This is a genomic window from Dyadobacter jiangsuensis (assembly GCF_003014695.1).
Taxonomy (GTDB): Bacteria; Bacteroidota; Bacteroidia; order Cytophagales; family Spirosomataceae; genus Dyadobacter; species Dyadobacter jiangsuensis.
Genome location: NZ_PYAS01000003.1, coordinates 566,059 through 581,838 on the forward strand (window position 1 = coordinate 566,059; position 15,780 = coordinate 581,838).

At 47.5% G+C, this 15,780-nt stretch carries 17 protein-coding genes and 1 pseudogene; 14 read left to right on the top strand and 4 right to left on the bottom strand.

Going from position 1 to position 15,780, the window contains the following annotated elements:
• Nucleotides 1–10: 10 nt before the first annotated feature.
• On the bottom strand, nt 11–445 hold the full coding sequence (locus CLV60_RS08200; RefSeq protein WP_106594975.1) for a VOC family protein: 435 nt from the start codon (nt 443–445) through the stop codon (nt 11–13).
• Nucleotides 446–784: 339 nt separating this feature from the next.
• Between CLV60_RS08200 and CLV60_RS08205 the strand changes: the two genes are divergently transcribed.
• Entirely contained in the window at nt 785–1,009 is a 225-nt protein-coding gene (locus CLV60_RS08205; protein ID WP_106594872.1) for an ABC transporter permease, read from the top strand.
• A 108-nt stretch (nt 1,010–1,117) separates the two neighbouring features.
• On the opposite strand, the gene CLV60_RS08210 is transcribed toward CLV60_RS08205, so the two are convergent.
• Nucleotides 1,118–2,011 carry a helix-turn-helix domain-containing protein gene (locus CLV60_RS08210; protein ID WP_106594873.1) on the bottom strand — a complete coding sequence of 298 codons (894 nt, stop codon included), beginning with the start codon at nt 2,009–2,011 and terminating at the stop codon, nt 1,118–1,120.
• 125 nt (nt 2,012–2,136) lie between these two features.
• Between CLV60_RS08210 and CLV60_RS08215 the strand changes: the two genes are divergently transcribed.
• Complete coding sequence (locus tag CLV60_RS08215) at nt 2,137–2,967, top strand: SDR family NAD(P)-dependent oxidoreductase (protein WP_211302216.1); 831 nt, start codon at nt 2,137–2,139, stop codon at nt 2,965–2,967.
• Nucleotides 2,968–3,100: 133 nt separating this feature from the next.
• The gene (locus CLV60_RS08220; RefSeq protein ID WP_106594874.1) at nt 3,101–3,496 is read left to right on the top strand and encodes a (R)-mandelonitrile lyase; all 396 of its coding nucleotides are present in this window, start codon (nt 3,101–3,103) and stop codon (nt 3,494–3,496) included.
• Between the two features lie 184 nt (nt 3,497–3,680).
• Here CLV60_RS08220 and CLV60_RS08225 read toward each other — a convergent pair whose 3' ends face one another.
• Nucleotides 3,681–4,169 carry a cupin domain-containing protein gene (locus tag CLV60_RS08225; RefSeq protein WP_106594875.1) on the bottom strand — a complete coding sequence of 163 codons (489 nt, stop codon included), beginning with the start codon at nt 4,167–4,169 and terminating at the stop codon, nt 3,681–3,683.
• A 77-nt stretch (nt 4,170–4,246) separates the two neighbouring features.
• On the bottom strand, nt 4,247–5,152 hold the full coding sequence (locus tag CLV60_RS08230) for a helix-turn-helix domain-containing protein (protein ID WP_106594876.1): 906 nt from the start codon (nt 5,150–5,152) through the stop codon (nt 4,247–4,249).
• A 192-nt stretch (nt 5,153–5,344) separates the two neighbouring features.
• Between CLV60_RS08230 and CLV60_RS08235 the strand changes: the two genes are divergently transcribed.
• From CLV60_RS08235 to CLV60_RS08285, 11 genes and pseudogenes are all read left to right on the top strand, one after another.
• Nucleotides 5,345–5,767: a helix-turn-helix domain-containing protein gene (locus CLV60_RS08235; protein WP_106594877.1), complete on the top strand. Its 423-nt coding sequence runs from the start codon at nt 5,345–5,347 to the stop codon at nt 5,765–5,767.
• Nucleotides 5,764–6,783: a PDDEXK nuclease domain-containing protein gene (locus tag CLV60_RS08240; protein ID WP_211302217.1), complete on the top strand. Its 1,020-nt coding sequence runs from the start codon at nt 5,764–5,766 to the stop codon at nt 6,781–6,783. Before CLV60_RS08235 ends, CLV60_RS08240 begins: the two co-directional genes overlap by 4 nt.
• A 139-nt stretch (nt 6,784–6,922) precedes the next feature.
• Complete coding sequence (locus tag CLV60_RS08245) at nt 6,923–8,854, top strand: PQQ-dependent sugar dehydrogenase (RefSeq protein ID WP_106594878.1); 1,932 nt, start codon at nt 6,923–6,925, stop codon at nt 8,852–8,854.
• Nucleotides 8,855–9,158: 304 nt separating this feature from the next.
• Nucleotides 9,159–9,976: pseudogene (locus CLV60_RS08250) on the top strand (aldo/keto reductase).
• A gap of 39 nt (nt 9,977–10,015) precedes the next feature.
• The gene (locus CLV60_RS08255) at nt 10,016–10,501 is read left to right on the top strand and encodes a nuclear transport factor 2 family protein (RefSeq protein ID WP_211302218.1); all 486 of its coding nucleotides are present in this window, start codon (nt 10,016–10,018) and stop codon (nt 10,499–10,501) included.
• Nucleotides 10,502–10,552: 51 nt separating this feature from the next.
• A complete protein-coding gene (locus CLV60_RS08260; protein WP_106594879.1) occupies nt 10,553–11,269 on the top strand; it encodes a carboxymuconolactone decarboxylase family protein in 717 nt (238 codons plus the stop codon).
• 11 nt (nt 11,270–11,280) lie between these two features.
• Nucleotides 11,281–11,739 (top strand): putative quinol monooxygenase, encoded by a 459-nt coding sequence (locus tag CLV60_RS08265; RefSeq protein WP_229210870.1) that lies wholly within the window; start codon nt 11,281–11,283, stop codon nt 11,737–11,739.
• A gap of 47 nt (nt 11,740–11,786) precedes the next feature.
• Nucleotides 11,787–12,266, top strand: coding sequence for a (2Fe-2S)-binding protein (locus tag CLV60_RS08270; RefSeq protein WP_106594881.1), 480 nt, complete (start codon nt 11,787–11,789; stop codon nt 12,264–12,266).
• A gap of 24 nt (nt 12,267–12,290) precedes the next feature.
• The gene (locus CLV60_RS08275; RefSeq protein ID WP_106594882.1) at nt 12,291–12,932 is read left to right on the top strand and encodes a hypothetical protein; all 642 of its coding nucleotides are present in this window, start codon (nt 12,291–12,293) and stop codon (nt 12,930–12,932) included.
• 85 nt (nt 12,933–13,017) lie between these two features.
• Nucleotides 13,018–13,392: a hypothetical protein gene (locus CLV60_RS08280; protein ID WP_106594883.1), complete on the top strand. Its 375-nt coding sequence runs from the start codon at nt 13,018–13,020 to the stop codon at nt 13,390–13,392.
• 101 nt (nt 13,393–13,493) lie between these two features.
• Nucleotides 13,494–15,749: a xanthine dehydrogenase family protein molybdopterin-binding subunit gene (locus tag CLV60_RS08285; protein ID WP_106594884.1), complete on the top strand. Its 2,256-nt coding sequence runs from the start codon at nt 13,494–13,496 to the stop codon at nt 15,747–15,749.
• The last annotated feature ends 31 nt before the right edge of the window (nt 15,750–15,780 follow it).

The following is a 15,780-nucleotide window of genomic DNA, read 5'->3' on the forward strand; positions in this document are numbered from 1 at the left end:
GCGTTTAAAATTATCCTTCATAACCCGGATCAAACTCCACAATCCATTCAATACCATATTTATCTCTAAACATTCCCGCGTAGGTGCCCCAGGGACTGTCGCCGATAGGTCCTTCGACGTTCCCGCCTGCCGATAGTCCGTTAAAAATCTTGTCTGCTTCTTCACGGCTATCTGTACTGATCGATATTTTGGACCTGTTCTCATTTTCACTCACGCGTCCCATGAATTCCGGAACGTCGTTAGCTATTAGTACATTATGCTTTCCAATAGGTAAAACGATGGTCATTATTTTGTTCGCCTCGCTTTCGGGTATCGGAAATTCATCGCTCGCCAGGTCTTTGAAACGGATGATCTTGGTGAAATCTCCGCCAAACACCGATTTGTAAAAATTGAATGCTTCCTCAGCATTTCCATTGAAGTTGATCCAGGGATTGATTGCTTTCATCGCTTTATTTCCAGGTTTATATTTTTCGCTCACGCTATCCGGCGTGCCCGTGGGCAATGTGATCGGGTAGCGGGTGGCTTGGATACAAAGTTGAAATTTTGTCCGGCATTCGAGCGTGTGTAAATGCGACAATTTAGAGGGCGAATAGTGCCAAATCTAATCGCTGCTGCGCGGTAAGGCGGGCAGGATTTTCGGCTGGCCCAGGGAGGCGGTGCTGACCGAAACGATGGCCCGGACCTATTTCAATACGCTGGACGTAGTGGGCAAAACGATTAAGGTAGCGAGGTCAAACAGTAGTATTTTAGTTGAAATACCGAGGCAAATGGCGACCCAAGGTCGGTGTATTTGCTGCTTGCTGTGGCGATACTGGTTCTGCTGGGCGCCTTCGTAAATTATGTGAACTTAACAACGGCCAGGGCGCTGGACAGGGCAAGGGAGGTCGGAGTGAGAAAGGCTGTCGGCTCGAACCAGCAGCAGATCCGGATGCAGGTGCTGGTGTCGATTAGCGTGAAAACCATCGCCACCGCACTGCTCGACGCCGTTAAATCGCTCAGAAATGAGTGATCACTCTTCCCCGGAGGGAGATCGTCAATTATCTTTTATGCGTCGCTTTGAGGTAGATATTAAGGTCAGCCTGCCTGTTGAACCTTTCGAAGAGAAATCTTTCGGGCGTTAGAAAAAGCGGTAGTCGTTTGGCGCGAAACCGGTTGTTTTTTTGAAAAACCGTGTGAAATGCTGGGGATATTTAAAGCCAAGCTCAAATGCGATTTCACTGACGGATTTGGAAGGATCGAGGATTTTTTGTTTGGCCAGTTCTATTACTTTCAGGTGAATGTATTCCGTAGGCGTTTTTCCCGTCTCCTTTTTAATAAGGTCACCAAAATAATTGGCAGAAAGGTGCAGCTGGTCGGCAATGTAGCTTACGGATGGCAGGCCGATTAGTTGCGGTTTGTCGGATTGGAAATAGGTTTTCAATAATGTCTCAAACTTGTCCAAAACAGCCTTATTAGCGTCCTGCCGGGTAATATACTGCCGATCATAGAAGCGGATGCAGTAATTGAGAAACAGCTCGATATTACTCGAAATGAGCAATTTGCTGTGCTTGTCCGTTCCTCGTTCGAGCTCATAGCGGACTTTTTCAAAACAATCTAACACGATATTCCGCTCTTTTTCAGATAAATGAAGGGCCTCTTTGCTTTCATAGGAAAAGAAGGTGTAATCATCGATATGTTTGCCCAATGCAGTCCCGCGGATCAGATCGGGATGAAAAAGCAGCGCGTAACCCTGCGGTTTGTAATCCTCATTGATATCTACATTTATGACCTGACCGGGCGCAACAAATACCAACGTCCTGTCCTGATAATCGTAGGTATGGCGGCCGTATTTCATGTCACCGCATTTCACGTCTTTCAGATACACTGCGTAGAACCCAAAGTTCATACGTGACGCGTAAACCTCCGGCGTTCTGCCCGTGAAGTCAATCACGCTCACCAGCGGGTGCAGGTTTTCGTGGTGGTAAAAAGCGTCGTGCTCACTAACCGTATCTATCCTCAAAATTGTCTCCATCGTACTTGCTGATTTACAGTCACAAAGCTAGGTCAAATTGAATGCGTGCCATAGCCGTTAGCCTTCAATCTGTAAAAGTGGTATGTAAACCTGTAAATGGGATAAGTACTGGTTATCACAGGTGTATGACCTTTGTAATCGGATATGCCACGCAGTCCATTCTATTTACAAAACATATTAAAAACAACCACATTATGGAGATCATGAAAGATAAAGTAGCGCTGGTAACCGGCGCAGCAATGGGAATCGGATTTGCAACTGCCCGGGCGTTCGCCCAAGCGGGCGCATCGGTAGTACTGGCCGATTGGAACGAGAAGCAAGTGCATGCAGCAGCGGAGCAACTGGCAGGAGAAGGCCATAAGACCCTGGCAGTCGTGTGCGATGTATCGGACGATGAAGCGGTACAGGCGATGGTGGAAAAAACAGTGTCGACTTTCGGACATCTGGATGCGGCCTTTAACAACGCAGCAGTTCAGAACGTACTGGCCGGCGCCGCAGATCAGACCCGGGAGGATTTCGACCGGGTGACGGCTATCAACCTGCGCGGCATTTGGAGCTGCATGAAATACCAGCTACAACAAATGCGCAAGCAAGGCAGTGGCGCGATTGTGAATTGTTCGTCGATCGGTGGTATCCTGGGAGGTTCGCAGCGCGGTACTTACCATGCGGCAAAACATGGGGTAATTGGTCTGACTAAAAGTGCCGCATTGGAATATGCACCGTTGGGAATCCGGGTAAACACGGTATGTCCGGGCATTATCCATACGCCCATGGTGGATGCGATGATTGCAGGTGGGCAGCAAGAGTTACTCGATGCTATGATTCAGACGGTTCCGGCACAGCGGCTTGGACGTCCTGAGGAAATTGCCAGCTCAGTGCTCTGGCTGTGCAGCGATGTAGCTAGCTTTTTAATCGGGCATACTTTGGTGGTAGATGGAGGTTATAGTATTCAATAATAAGGAAATCATGCAAAAGGCTTCGCCAGGACATGGTTTGATATTCTTAATCATCCGATTGATTCCCTTACTGATAATGAGAATTTTTCACGGAACTTGCGCAGTTTTCAAGGCATACTAAACAGCAGGAATTATGAAAATCATTAGAAACGGGGAACAAGCATCTGTAAAGGGAAATCAGGACTGGTTTAGTGGTAGCGTCAGGATCGATCCTTTGTTTTCAAAACAGGAAACAACCAAAGCTGCCGGCGCTTTGGTCACTTTCGAGCCAGGAGCACGGACGGCGTGGCATACACATCCGGCAGGGCAAACCTTGATTGTCGTTTCCGGTCTGGGCTGGGTGCAGCGAGAAGGCGGGAAAGTTGAGGAGATCAAGCCTGGCGACGTTGTGTGGTTCGAGCCCAACGAAAAACATTGGCATGGTGCATCGGCAGAAAAAGCCATGAGCCACATTGCGATTCAGGAGGAAGTGAATGGGCAGGTGGTCACCTGGCTGGAAAAGGTCACCGAGGAAGAATACAAAAAATAATGCAGCTCAAGATAACAGCAAAACGATTCGGTTTTGGGATCCGAGTTGTGGGAGCTTGGGACATTACAACGAAAAAGCTATGGAATTCCAAACCGATTCTACCACACGACAGCTCTTCATAACGGTTGGGTCACGCAAGTTTGCTGCCGACAAGGTAACGGCAACCACGGGCATGAATATTGGATCATTTTAACTTCAGGTACTCTTCATCTGTCACAGCCTGCATCCAGTTCACCCTGCCGCTGGCAGTATTTGGCGTGATGGCAATCTGTGTAAAGCCAACTTCCGGCGAAGCGCCATGCCAATGGGGTACGTTCGGTGGACATTTCACCGTATCACCTTTGCGAAGAATCTGGATTGGCTTGCCCTTTTCCTGATAATATCCCACACCATCAATGGCTAGCAAAGCTTGTCCGCCCGGATGCGAATGCCAGAATGTACGCGCTCCTGCCTCGAACGTAACATTGCCCACAGGGATGTTAAATGCACTGTCGGGCTCAATCAGTTGTTGAACCCAGGCATTGCCTGTGAAATTACTGGCAGGTACCCGCTGGCCTCGCGGAAAAATGCTTTCGTTTTTGTCGTTCAATGCGCCTTTGCTCTGCGCGGTTGCGTAGTTACCAGTTATTACGTTACTAAATATAAAAGCCAGAATCGGAAGTAGGTGTTTCATACTGTTTTGATGCGCTGAGATAGATTTAGCCGGATTTGATTGTATAAGAGAAGAGCTAACCTTGGTTGATTATCGGACTAGTTTGGATTTTGAAGAACCCTATACTCATTGGGTGTCTGCCCGACCCGCTGTTTGAACAGGCGCGTGAAGTGCTGCGGATATTTGAAACCTAATTCATACGCGATCTCGCTGAATGATTTATCCTGATCTGAGATCAACTCTTTTGCCATGTTGATGATTTTCACCTGAATGTACTCTTGTGCAGTCTTGCCGGTTTCTTTTTTGATCAGATCACCAAAGTAGTTTGCGGATGTATGAAGGGCATCAGCGCAATAAGCCACGGTTGGTAGGCCTATCTGTTGAGGCTTGTCCGACTTGAAATACTCATTCAACAATGTTTCGAACTTCTCTAGTATTCCTTTATTCGCAGTTTCCCTGGTGATAAACTGCCTGTCGTAGAACCGCACGCAGTATTCGAGAAACAATTCAATGTTGGCCGTGATAAGCCGTTTGCTGTGTTTATCGATTCTCTCGGTGATTTCGTACTCGATTTTAGAGAAGCAGTCGCTAATAATATTGCGCTCCTGTTTAGAGAGGTGTAGTGCCTCAGTGACTCCGTATGAGAAGAACGTATACTGATCTATATGTTTTCCAAGAGAGGTGCCAAAAAGCAAATCCGGGTGGAAAACCAACGCCAGGCCCTGCGGCTGATAGTAATTGTCCTTCTTGTTTTCACCGATCACCTGACCAGGGGCCAGAAAGATGAGGGTGCCTTCTTCGTAGTCGTAGTAATTCAACCCGTAGCGTAGGTCTCCACACTTGATTTCTTTGAGGAACACCACATAAAATTCATACGCCATTCGGCGCAATTCCCGGGGATCGGCTTTTGACAGATCGACGATGCTTACCAGTGGGTGCAGCGTTTCATGCTTGTTGAAAGCATTGTATTCCTGAATGGTATTGAATCTGAGTATGTCTTCCATGTCGCTGATTGATAATGCCTGGATGCAAAGTTAACGGAGCGTATCTCGTTTTGAGCTAACGGCTTGCCGGATTGGTAATATTGGTAAGGATTTCCGTAATGCGTATACAATGCGTGGGCTGATTTCTAAGATATCCGAGCACTTCACCGCAGATTTCCATAAATTGCCTTTTTAACCAAAAACCCTTTCCGCATGACACATACTACCTCCAACCCGAAGATCCACGAAGGCCGCAACGTGAAACGCTTTCGGGAGATGCTGAGTATCAAGCAGGACGCCCTCGCATTTGAGCTCGGTGAAGACTGGAACCAGCAGAAAATCTCCCTGCTTGAACAAAAGGAAAAGATTGACTCGGATATTTTGGAGCAGGTTGCGGCGATTTTGAAAATTCCAGCTGAGGCGATTCGGAATTTTGACGAACAACAAGCGGTGAATATTATAGCGAATACATTCCAGGATATTGCCTTCGAGAATTCGTTCAACCACGGCACCATTAACTTTCATCCTATTGAAAAAATTATTCTCCTTCACGAGGAGAAGATTGCATTGTATGAGCGGATGTTGAAGGAGAAGGAAGAGATGATGGGGCGGTTGGAGAAACTATTACACAGATGATCGAATCCAACTCTCCGGCAATGTCCTTAATACAAGATGTTGTTAAGATTTTACAATCTGCAAGACAAAATGCTTACAAAGCTGTCAATACAGCGATGCTTGAAGCCTACTGGCAGATAGGCAAAAGAATTGTTGAAGAAGAACAATTTGGGCAGAAGCGAGCCGCGTATGGAGAAGGCGTTATTAAACAGCTTTCGAAGGATTTAAGTCGCGAAATTGGTAAAGGCTTTTCAGTAGCAAATCTTGAAAATTTCCGAAAATTCTACTTGACTTTTTCTGATGAGCAAAAATCTTACGCAGTGCGTAGGGAATTGAGTTGGACACATTATCGGCTCATAATGAGAGTGGAAGATGCTGCGGCGCGAACTTATTATGAGAACGAATGCGCAAACCAAACGTGGAGTACCCGAACGTTGGAGCGTAACATTAATTCCCATTATTATCAGCGTTTACTTTCCTCTCGAACCGAGTCCGAAGTCTCTGTTCTTGATCAAAACTCCCACAAGGCTCTGGCCAACGATTTCATAAAAGACCCTTATGTTTTCGAATTCTTAAATATTTCAGAGCCGGTAAGCGCAATGGAGCAAGACATTGAAAAAGCTCTAATCGGAAATTTGCAACAGTTCCTGCTTGAACTAGGAAAGGGATTTTCATTTGTAGGAAGGCAATTCAGAATAAGTACAGAAACCAGTCACTTTTACATTGATCTCGTTTTCTATAATTACTTGCTCAAATGCTTTGTGCTATTTGATTTAAAAACCGGCAAATTAACACACCAGGATACCGGACAAATGGATATGTACATCCGCATGTTCGATGATTTGAAAAAACAAGATGACGACAATCCTACCATAGGGATTATTCTTTGTACTGAGAAAGACGAAACTGTGGTGAAATACAGTATTTTGAATGACAGTAAGCAGCTGTTTGCAACGAAATACATGCTCTACTTACCGACTGAGGAAGAGTTGATTGCTGAGATTGAGCGAGAGAAGCGGCTACTTAGAATGCGCTAAAATTCCTCTAAAATATAGGGGCAGATATTCCGGAAAAGGAATTTTGGTAAGCATTTCCGTAATCCGTATACAATGCCTGGGCTGATTTCTGGGGAATTTTGTCAGCCAATACAATCTACTCACCAGAACACTCACAGCTATGAAGATCGCCAACATCCTTGCGACATCTGTAATAATCCCAGTCACATTTACGATATCCGCTTGGGCGCAGACGCCTGCGCAATCATTGTCAGAAGGTCATCGACTATACACGATCAACTGTGCAAACTGCCACGGAGACGTCGCCCAGGGAGCAGTTAAGGCAGGTATTGAACTTTCGATTATCACAGAGCGTGGCGGGAAACAGCCCCCTAATCTCACCGACGAGGCTTGGGATCATGGCTCGACCGACGCAGAGATTTTCAACACGATCAAGAAAGGCTTTCCATCGGCAATGATGCCGCCTTTCGAAGGAAGCCTGTCCGACAGCCAGATTAAAAATGTCATCGCCTATGTCCGCTCTCTATCCACGCCGCAGGGAGTTGCAGCAGCCACCGCGGCAAAGACGACGGTTAGTCAGGCAAATACTGAACATACAATTGAATTGGCCGATTATCTTGAAATGCCCATCACGGGGGATATGTCCGCTGATCGCGTGACGGGCGTGCTGGCACGTGGCAGCATCATGCTGGATGAGCCGGGAGGGAAACGCACTTTCTTGAACGACCTGAATGGTCAATTGTACATTCTTGACAAGCAAACCCAAAAGCTTACCACCTACCTGGACTTCGACGGTTCTGGTGACCGCGCTGGTTTGTTTACTAAACTCACTTCCGCAAAAGGCTACGCGTCCGGGCTGATGAATTTTGTTTTTGATCCTGACTATGCAAAAAATGGCATTTTTTATACGCTACACATGGAGAATGTGGCCACAGCTGGCGAAAGTCCGATGCCAAAGGGAAACTCAGTTCCGGGATTAAATCTTGAACAATATAAAATCACACCTGCACTTGCCAAACCGGCTGCTGCTGGTGATCCGCAGATGGAGCGCGAACTAGTCATTGTGGAATGGACGGATCGCAAGATTGGGAATTCCACTTTTGAAGGCACAGCCCGAGAGGTGCTTCGTTTATACGTGCCCGGACTTTTTCACCCGCTTAATGAATTGACATTCAATCCCGCTGCCCGGCCCGGGGACGCGGACTGGCGGGTGATGTACCTGGGCATTGGTGATGCAGGTACGGGCGAGCGGCCAGGACCCAACAGAATGCATGCGCAGCGGCTTGATACATTTCAGGGCAAAGTGCTTCGTATCATTCCGTCGCTGAGCGTACAGAAATCGACGAGCACGATAAGCGAGAATGGACAGTACCGAATCCCCAACGATAACCCTTTTGTATCGGTATCTGGCGCGCGAAGAGAAATCTGGGCTTACGGCTTGCGCAACCCGCACCGACTGACCTGGTATATTGATCCGGCAAGACCACGGCAGCCAGTACTGTTCGCATTCAATATCGGCTTGGTGAGCTGGGAAACGGTCATGATTATTAAGAAGGGTGCAAATTACGGCTACCCGTTGCGAGAAGGCTCCCAGAGCATGGCAGAAGGTAATAAGATGGGGCCGATACCGGCAGATGATCAGATCGCTGTTCAGGTGACAGACGTAGAAACAAATGGAACAGTGAAGCCTACCTATGCAGTACTTGCGTACCCACATACGCCAGGTGGTGGCGACGCCATTGCCAATGGCTTTGTTTATCGGGGCAAGAAGATTCCGTTACTAAAAGGGACTTTCGTTTTTGGTGACATTACGACCGGCCGTATCTGGTACACTCACATGAAAGACGTGCTTGCGGCAGACGACGGCAACCCGCTCACCTTTGCGCCGATCCACGAGTTAGGCACCCAGATTCGCGCACTTGCGGAAGAGACTTACAAAAAACGAGGTGGCAAAAATCCGGGTTTGCCCGGGCGCGGGGCCATTGCCGGTGCTGGTAGAATTGACTTGCGATTGGCAGAAGACAGCGAAGGAGAACTGTACGTGTTGACAAAGGCCGACGGTATGATCCGGAAGATCGTCGGTGTCAAGTAGCAAATACAGGTAATGAATGACGTATACAGGCTTGCGTCAGGAGGTCTTGTGCGGGATAAGGTTAAAGTGTGGCTTTATAATGTATTGTGACTACACAATGTCTGTCTAAGTCTATGCATATTTCCAAATCAGGAATATTGGTAAGCAATTCAGGGATATGTATACCATTTGAAGATTCCCAGTTACCGAAATTTGCAGTGTGATCCGGAAGATTGATCACCGAAGTAGGCACAGAAATAGTAAAAGTGCCATCAGAACAAAAGATAATATCATGGAATATGTAAAGTTGAATAATGGTATTCAAATGCCAGTTTTAGGGTTTGGGGTTTTCCAGGTGCCTGATTTGCAGGAATGTGAACGGAGCGTATTAGATGCAATTGAAACTGGTTACCGCTTGATTGATACAGCGGCAGCGTATGCAAATGAAGAGGCGGTTGGCAGCGCGATCAAAAAAAGTGGAGTGTCGAGAGATGCGCTTTTTATTACCACTAAGCTTTGGATTCAGGGTAATGGCTACGAGGGTACCAAAAGGGCCTTTGAGAATTCAATGCGCAAACTGCAATTGGATTATTTGGACCTATACTTGATCCATCAGCCATTTGGCGATGTCTACGGCGAATGGCGTGCCATGCAGGAATTGTACAAGGAAGGCAAGATCCGTGCGATTGGTGTCAGCAATTTTCATCCGGACAGATTAATGGATCTGATCGTTCACAACGAGATTGTTCCCGCCATCAATCAGATCGAAACACATCCATTTCACCAACAGATCCAAACGCAGGCCTTTTGGAAGAAAACAAAGTCCAGATCCAATCGTGGGGACCATTTGCCGAAGGAAAGAACGGGCTCTTCCAAAATGAGTTGCTGAAAGGAATTGGCGACAAATATGGAAAAACGATCGCTCAGGTAGTAGTACGTTGGCTGACCCAGCGAGGCGTAATAGCAATCCCCAAGTCCGTGCGGAAAGAAAGAATGGCAGAAAACTTGGACGTATTCGACTTTCAGTTATCTGCCGAAGACATGGCTGCAATCAAATCCCTGGATACCAATACCAGCGCTTTTTTTGACCACCGTAACCCGGCAATGGTGAAATGGCTCGGAGAGCGAAAGCTGCCTAATTAACATTTTCCTGTTAACTACTCACATCAATTCAAGACAACTATGCAAAGCCAAACATTTTTAAAGTCATTTCTGAAAGCATCGATTTTAGGATTATGCTTATTCACCCTTAGTACCCATTTGTCGATGGCCCAAAATACAGGTACTGTGGAACAGCAAATCATTAACCTTTCCAAAGATAAATGGCAGTGGATGTCCGATAAGAATGTGGATAAGCTGGCCACGCTTTTCGATGACAAGGCCAAGTTTGTTCATATGAGCGGAACATGGAAAAAGGATGAGGAACTTGAAATCATCAAAACAGGAAGCATCTGGTATAGGAAGGCAGATATACATGATGTAGCCGCTGAGATTTTCGACAATACGGCCATAGTTTGGAGTAGGATTACGCTGGAATCCACCGTAAGAGGAAATGAGGCAAAAGTTGAATTTACAGTGACTGAAGTGTTCAAAAAAACGGGAAATGACTGGAAGTTGCTAGCCCTGACTTTCAGCAGCGTGCGGGATACGCATGTGATCAAGCATTAATGAGGCAAACTAGAAGAGCTATTCTGGATTTTTCATTTCAAATCAGAACCCATGAAGCTTCAAGGTATACTGACCATTATTCTAGCATTTGTCATCAGTGAGACAAATGCTGAAATAATGAAAGACGACTCGCTGAGTGAGAAGGAAAAGAGTATTATATCAATCGCCGCACTAACTGCGAAAGGAGATTTACCAAATCTTAAAATAGCCTTTAACACCGGGCTGGAAGACGGGTTAACCATCAATGAAATCAAGGAAGAGCTAATCCATCTGTCAGCTTACTGTGGCTTTCCGCGAAGCTTGAACGGGATCAATACATTGAGCGCGGTGCTGGACGACCGGAAGTCAAAAGGGATCACCGATCAGCAGGGAGAGACGCCCTTGCGGGTGAAGGAGGTTGGGAAATATGAAGCGGGGAAAGAGGTGTTGCAGTCACTCACCGGGCGGGTTGAAACCGGGCCCAGATCTGGCTACGCTACATTCGTGCCTGCGATTGATACGCTGTTGAAGGAGCATTTGTTTAACGACATTTTCACTCGAGGTGTGCTGGATTACAAGCAGCGTGAGCTGATCACTGTTTCCGTATTAGCCACACTCGGTGGTGTAGATTCCCAGCTGAGCGGTCACATTGGCATTTGCTTAAATCTTGGCATTTCTAAAAAGCAATTGGAGGAACTGCTTTTCATTGTTGCCGATAAAGTTGGCAATGATCGGGCAGTTGAAGCACGAAAAATTTTGGAAAGGGTTTCGACACGAACAAACAGATAACCACTGCATTCATGGAAGCTTTAATAAACATTGACACTCGGTACTCAACCCGGTCATTTCGCAAGCATTTACTGTTTGCGTTTTTGTCTTTTTTAGGAATTGTCGTTTTCGGTCTTCAACCCGCTGCCGCGCAGCAAAGCCAGATGATGATCCGCATCGCCGAAATTGAAATCGAACCGGCCGCCCTGGAAGAATATAAGGCCATTCTCAAAGAAGAAGCAGCCGCATCTGTTAAGCTCGAACCGGGCGTGATCAGCATTTTCCCAATGTATTCAAAAGAGAACCCGACAAGCGTCAGAATCCTGGAAATATATGCCGACCGTGCAGCGTACGAGCAGCATTTAAAAACGTCGCATTTTCAGAAATACAAAACGGGCACCGCCAGCATGGTGAAGTCATTGAAATTAGTGGATATGAATGCGATCGATCCAGTGACTATGCCCTTGTTATTTAAGAAGTTGAAAGAATAGTGGCAAGACTTTTTTGGTAATTTAAGAGAAGACTAACTAAACTCACCATGGCGAAAATTACATTGAATATCAACAAGAAGGACTATCAACTGGAAGCTGATCCTCAGATGCCGCTTTTGTGGGCCATCCGCGATCTGGCTGGCCTGAAAGGTACCAAGTATGGATGCGGCGTTGCGCAATGCGGCGCATGCGTTGTGCACCTGGATGGTGAGGCCGTGCGATCGTGTGTCACCAAAGTCAGTCGCGCCACGGGGAAGAAAGTGGTGACGATTGAAGGATTATCTGAGAACAATTCCCATCCGGTCCAGAAAGCGTGGCAGGAAGTGGACGTGCCGCAATGCGGCTATTGTCATTCAGGCCAGATCATGTCTGCGGCAGTGCTGCTGCGCGAAAAACCAAATCCGACCGATCAGGATATCGACGATGCGATGGCGGGGAACATTTGCCGGTGCGGTACCTATTTGCGAATCCGCGAGGCCATTCACAAGGCAGCTGAAATGCAACAGAAAGCGCCTGTCAAGGGTTAAGTTATTCACGCCTAATCTTATCGTATGAAACAAGATTTGAACAAAGGGCCTGGATACTTCCTGCCCCGAAAGGCTGCCACGCTGCTGTCTGTAATGATATTTATGATTGCGGTAGCGGCTTCTGCATTTAAGAAAAATCCGCCTGCAAAGGAAATAAGGCTAAATCTGGCCGAGCGCGATAGCGTTGAATCCGTCAAGGCTTTTGAAACGGTTTATAAAACCCTGATGAGCCCGCGCTGCATGAACTGTCACCCGGCCGGCGATGTGCCGTTGCAGGGAGACGACAGTCATTTGCACGCGATGGGACCAAAGCGCGGCGTCGACGGGAAAGGGGTTTTTGCGATGAAATGTGCCAATTGCCACCAGGATACCAATACGCCCGGTTTGCACACGCCTCCCGGAAACCACGATTGGCATTTACCGCCTGCTGCTATGCGCATGGTTTTTCAAGGTAAAAGTCCTCATGAGCTAGCCAAACAGCTTGTTGATAAAAAACAGAATGGCAACAAGGATATGAAAAAGCTTATCGAGCACGCCGACGATGGGTTGGTGCTGGCAGGCTGGAACCCGGGCGAAGGCCGCAAATTGCCGCCGGTATCGCACGCCGAATTCAAGAAAGCCTGGATTACCTGGATTCAAAAAGGTGCTTATGCGCCGAAAAAATGAATGACTTTATATATTGATCGGGAGGAAAGAGTACAAAATCTGCAACAACCAGTTATGATTATAATCATTGAAAGGTATACAACACATGAGTATCAGCGAATCCATGGTCAATTATTATCTTGATATCCTTACGGTCGGATATTTTAATGACAATGATCTACCTCCTGACGATGTTAGGGATTATGAACCTCTTGTTTGCACCATAAAGGCAAAGGCTTTCAGGCACGGAGATATGGAACACTTATATTTTGCACTGGCCTGGTTGCTAACCAATAAGGACGTTAATCTGGAAGCTTTTAATGGAGGACGATATCCTTTCGATGCAAAAGAAATGCGTGATATTATTAATCTCATCTATTCAAGACTATTTGCCGACCGAAAAATGCCACCCGACCATGTGTTGAGAGAGGTAAGATTGGTAAACGTGCCGCTGGATGCGTGGTGGCAACAAGGATTTTGATGCCATCTCAGCAGAGCCTATTTCTATAATTTTCTACGTAGGGGCCGGCTGCAGCCGTAATATGGTTCTATGTTATTTCTACTTCAAACCAAGACTTCTTCATGAACAACGATAAAAATGCGCTGGACAGGCGCTCATTCCTGAAAGCCTCGCTGTTATCCGGCGGAGGTTTGATGCTCACTGTGAGCTGGTTATCATCATTTAAATCGCCTCATAAGGCAGAAGCGTTGAACCTGCCCGATCAATGGTCGCAGCTGAATGGCTATATCCAGATTACCTCGGACAACAAGATCAAACTGATTTGCCCCAATCCCGAATTTGGACAAAATGTAATGACCTCGCTACCGATGATCGTCGCGGAAGAACTGGATGCGGACTGGAAGAATGTAGTAGTGGAAATGGGCCCGCACGATCCTGTAAAGCTGGGCGCACAGTTTACCGGAGGCAGCAACTCGGTAAGAATGTATTGGAAACCGCTTCGGGAAGCAGGTGCGGCGGCAAGGCAAATGCTGCGTGAAGCGGCAGCCCAAACGTGGAATGTACCAGTCGGCGAAGTGACTACCAAGGCCGGTGTGTTGTTGCATTCGAGCGGTAAATCGGCAAAATACGGCGAAATGGCCAGCAAAGCAGCCGGCGTGCCGGTGCCGAAGGAATTAAAGTTGAAATCGCCGAAAGAATTTACGGTCGTCAGGAAATCCAAGAAAAATGTAGAGGTTCAGAAAATCACTTCGGGCAAGCCGCTTTTCGGACTCGATTACACCGTCGACGGTATGCTGATTGCGATGATCCAGCATCCGCCAGCATTTGGAATGAAAGTAAAATCATTTGATGCGGCGGAAACGCTGAAAATGCCTGGCATTAAAGACGTTTTTATATTGAAACTGTACGAAGACGGGTTTGAGCAAGGCGGCTTTGATACGCGTTCGTTCAACGAATTGCTGGTGATCGTGGGTAATACGACCTGGGAAGTAATGAACGCCCGTAAAAAGCTGACTGTGAGCTGGGAATCTGCCGGGCAATTGAAAGATACCGTAGCCGGAAGGGATGGTAAGAAGCGTGAAGTCGTCGTCCCAGGAGCACTTGAAAGTACTACGACGCAAATGCAGCAAATGCAGGATTATGCAGCTAAACCAGCCCAACAATTGCGAAAAGATGGTGATCCGGAAACGGCTTTCAAAAATGCAGCCCAGGTAATCGAGCGAACTTACAATGGCCCGTTTTTGGCACATAACTGCATGGAACCGATGAACTTCTTCGCCCATGTAACGGAGGAAAAAGCACTACTCGCCGGACCGCTGCAAGCTCCTGGCTGGGCGGAGCCGACATTAGCGAAACTGTTGAACCTCCCGCCCGAAAAGATCGAAATACAAATGACCCGCATGGGCGGCGGTTTCGGTCGCAGGGCTTATGCGCATTATCTCTCCGAAGCCGCATTGATTTCCCGGAAAGTGAAAGCGCCTGTCAAGCTCATGTACACCCGCGAGGACGACATGACCTACGGCATTTACCGTCCCATGTACACGGCGACCTATCGTGCCGCACTGGACGCAAATAAAAACCTGATCGCATTCCATGTGAAAGGCGGTGGCATTCCCGAGCACCCGATCCATGCCAACCGCTTTCCTGCCGGAGCGGTCGACAACTACCTGGCAGAGGGATGGCAAATCCCGTCTAATATTACGATTGGTGCTTTCCGTGCGCCGCGTTCTAATTTCAATGCAGCGGCCGAGCAGTCGTTTTTGGATGAAGTAGCAGAAGCCGCTGGGAAAGACCCGATTGAGTTCCGGTTAGCGCTCTTGAAAAGGGCAAAGGAAAACCCGGTCGGTAAGAACAACGAGTATGAGCCCGACCGCTATGCAGGCGTGCTGCAACTGGTGCGCGATAAATCCAATTGGGGAAAGCCGGGAAATGAGAAATTCCATCGCGGCGTGGCGGCTTATTTCTGCCATAACTCCTACGCAGCGCACGTGGTTGACATGGTCTCGCGCGATGGCCAGCCCTATGTGGAACGTGTTTACAGTGCGATGGACTGCGGAATTGTCATCAATCCGGACGCTGCGACGAACATGGTGCAAGGCGCGGTAGTGGACGGCATAGGCAACTCGTTTTACGGCGAGCTGACATTCAAGGACGGAGTGCCACAGAAAAACAATTTCAGCAATTACAGGATGATCCGTATTAATGAAGTGCCCAAAAGCATTGAGGTGCATTTCGTTGAAAACGACCTCGATCCCACCGGCCTTGGCGAACCGCCATTTCCACCGGTGTTCGGAGCGGTGGCCAATGCTTTGCATAAATTAAAAGGGAAGCGGTATTATAATCAGCCTTTCCGGGATGAGCCGGAGAAGACTATCTGAGGTCACTCATGTAGACAAATGCTGTTGCCGT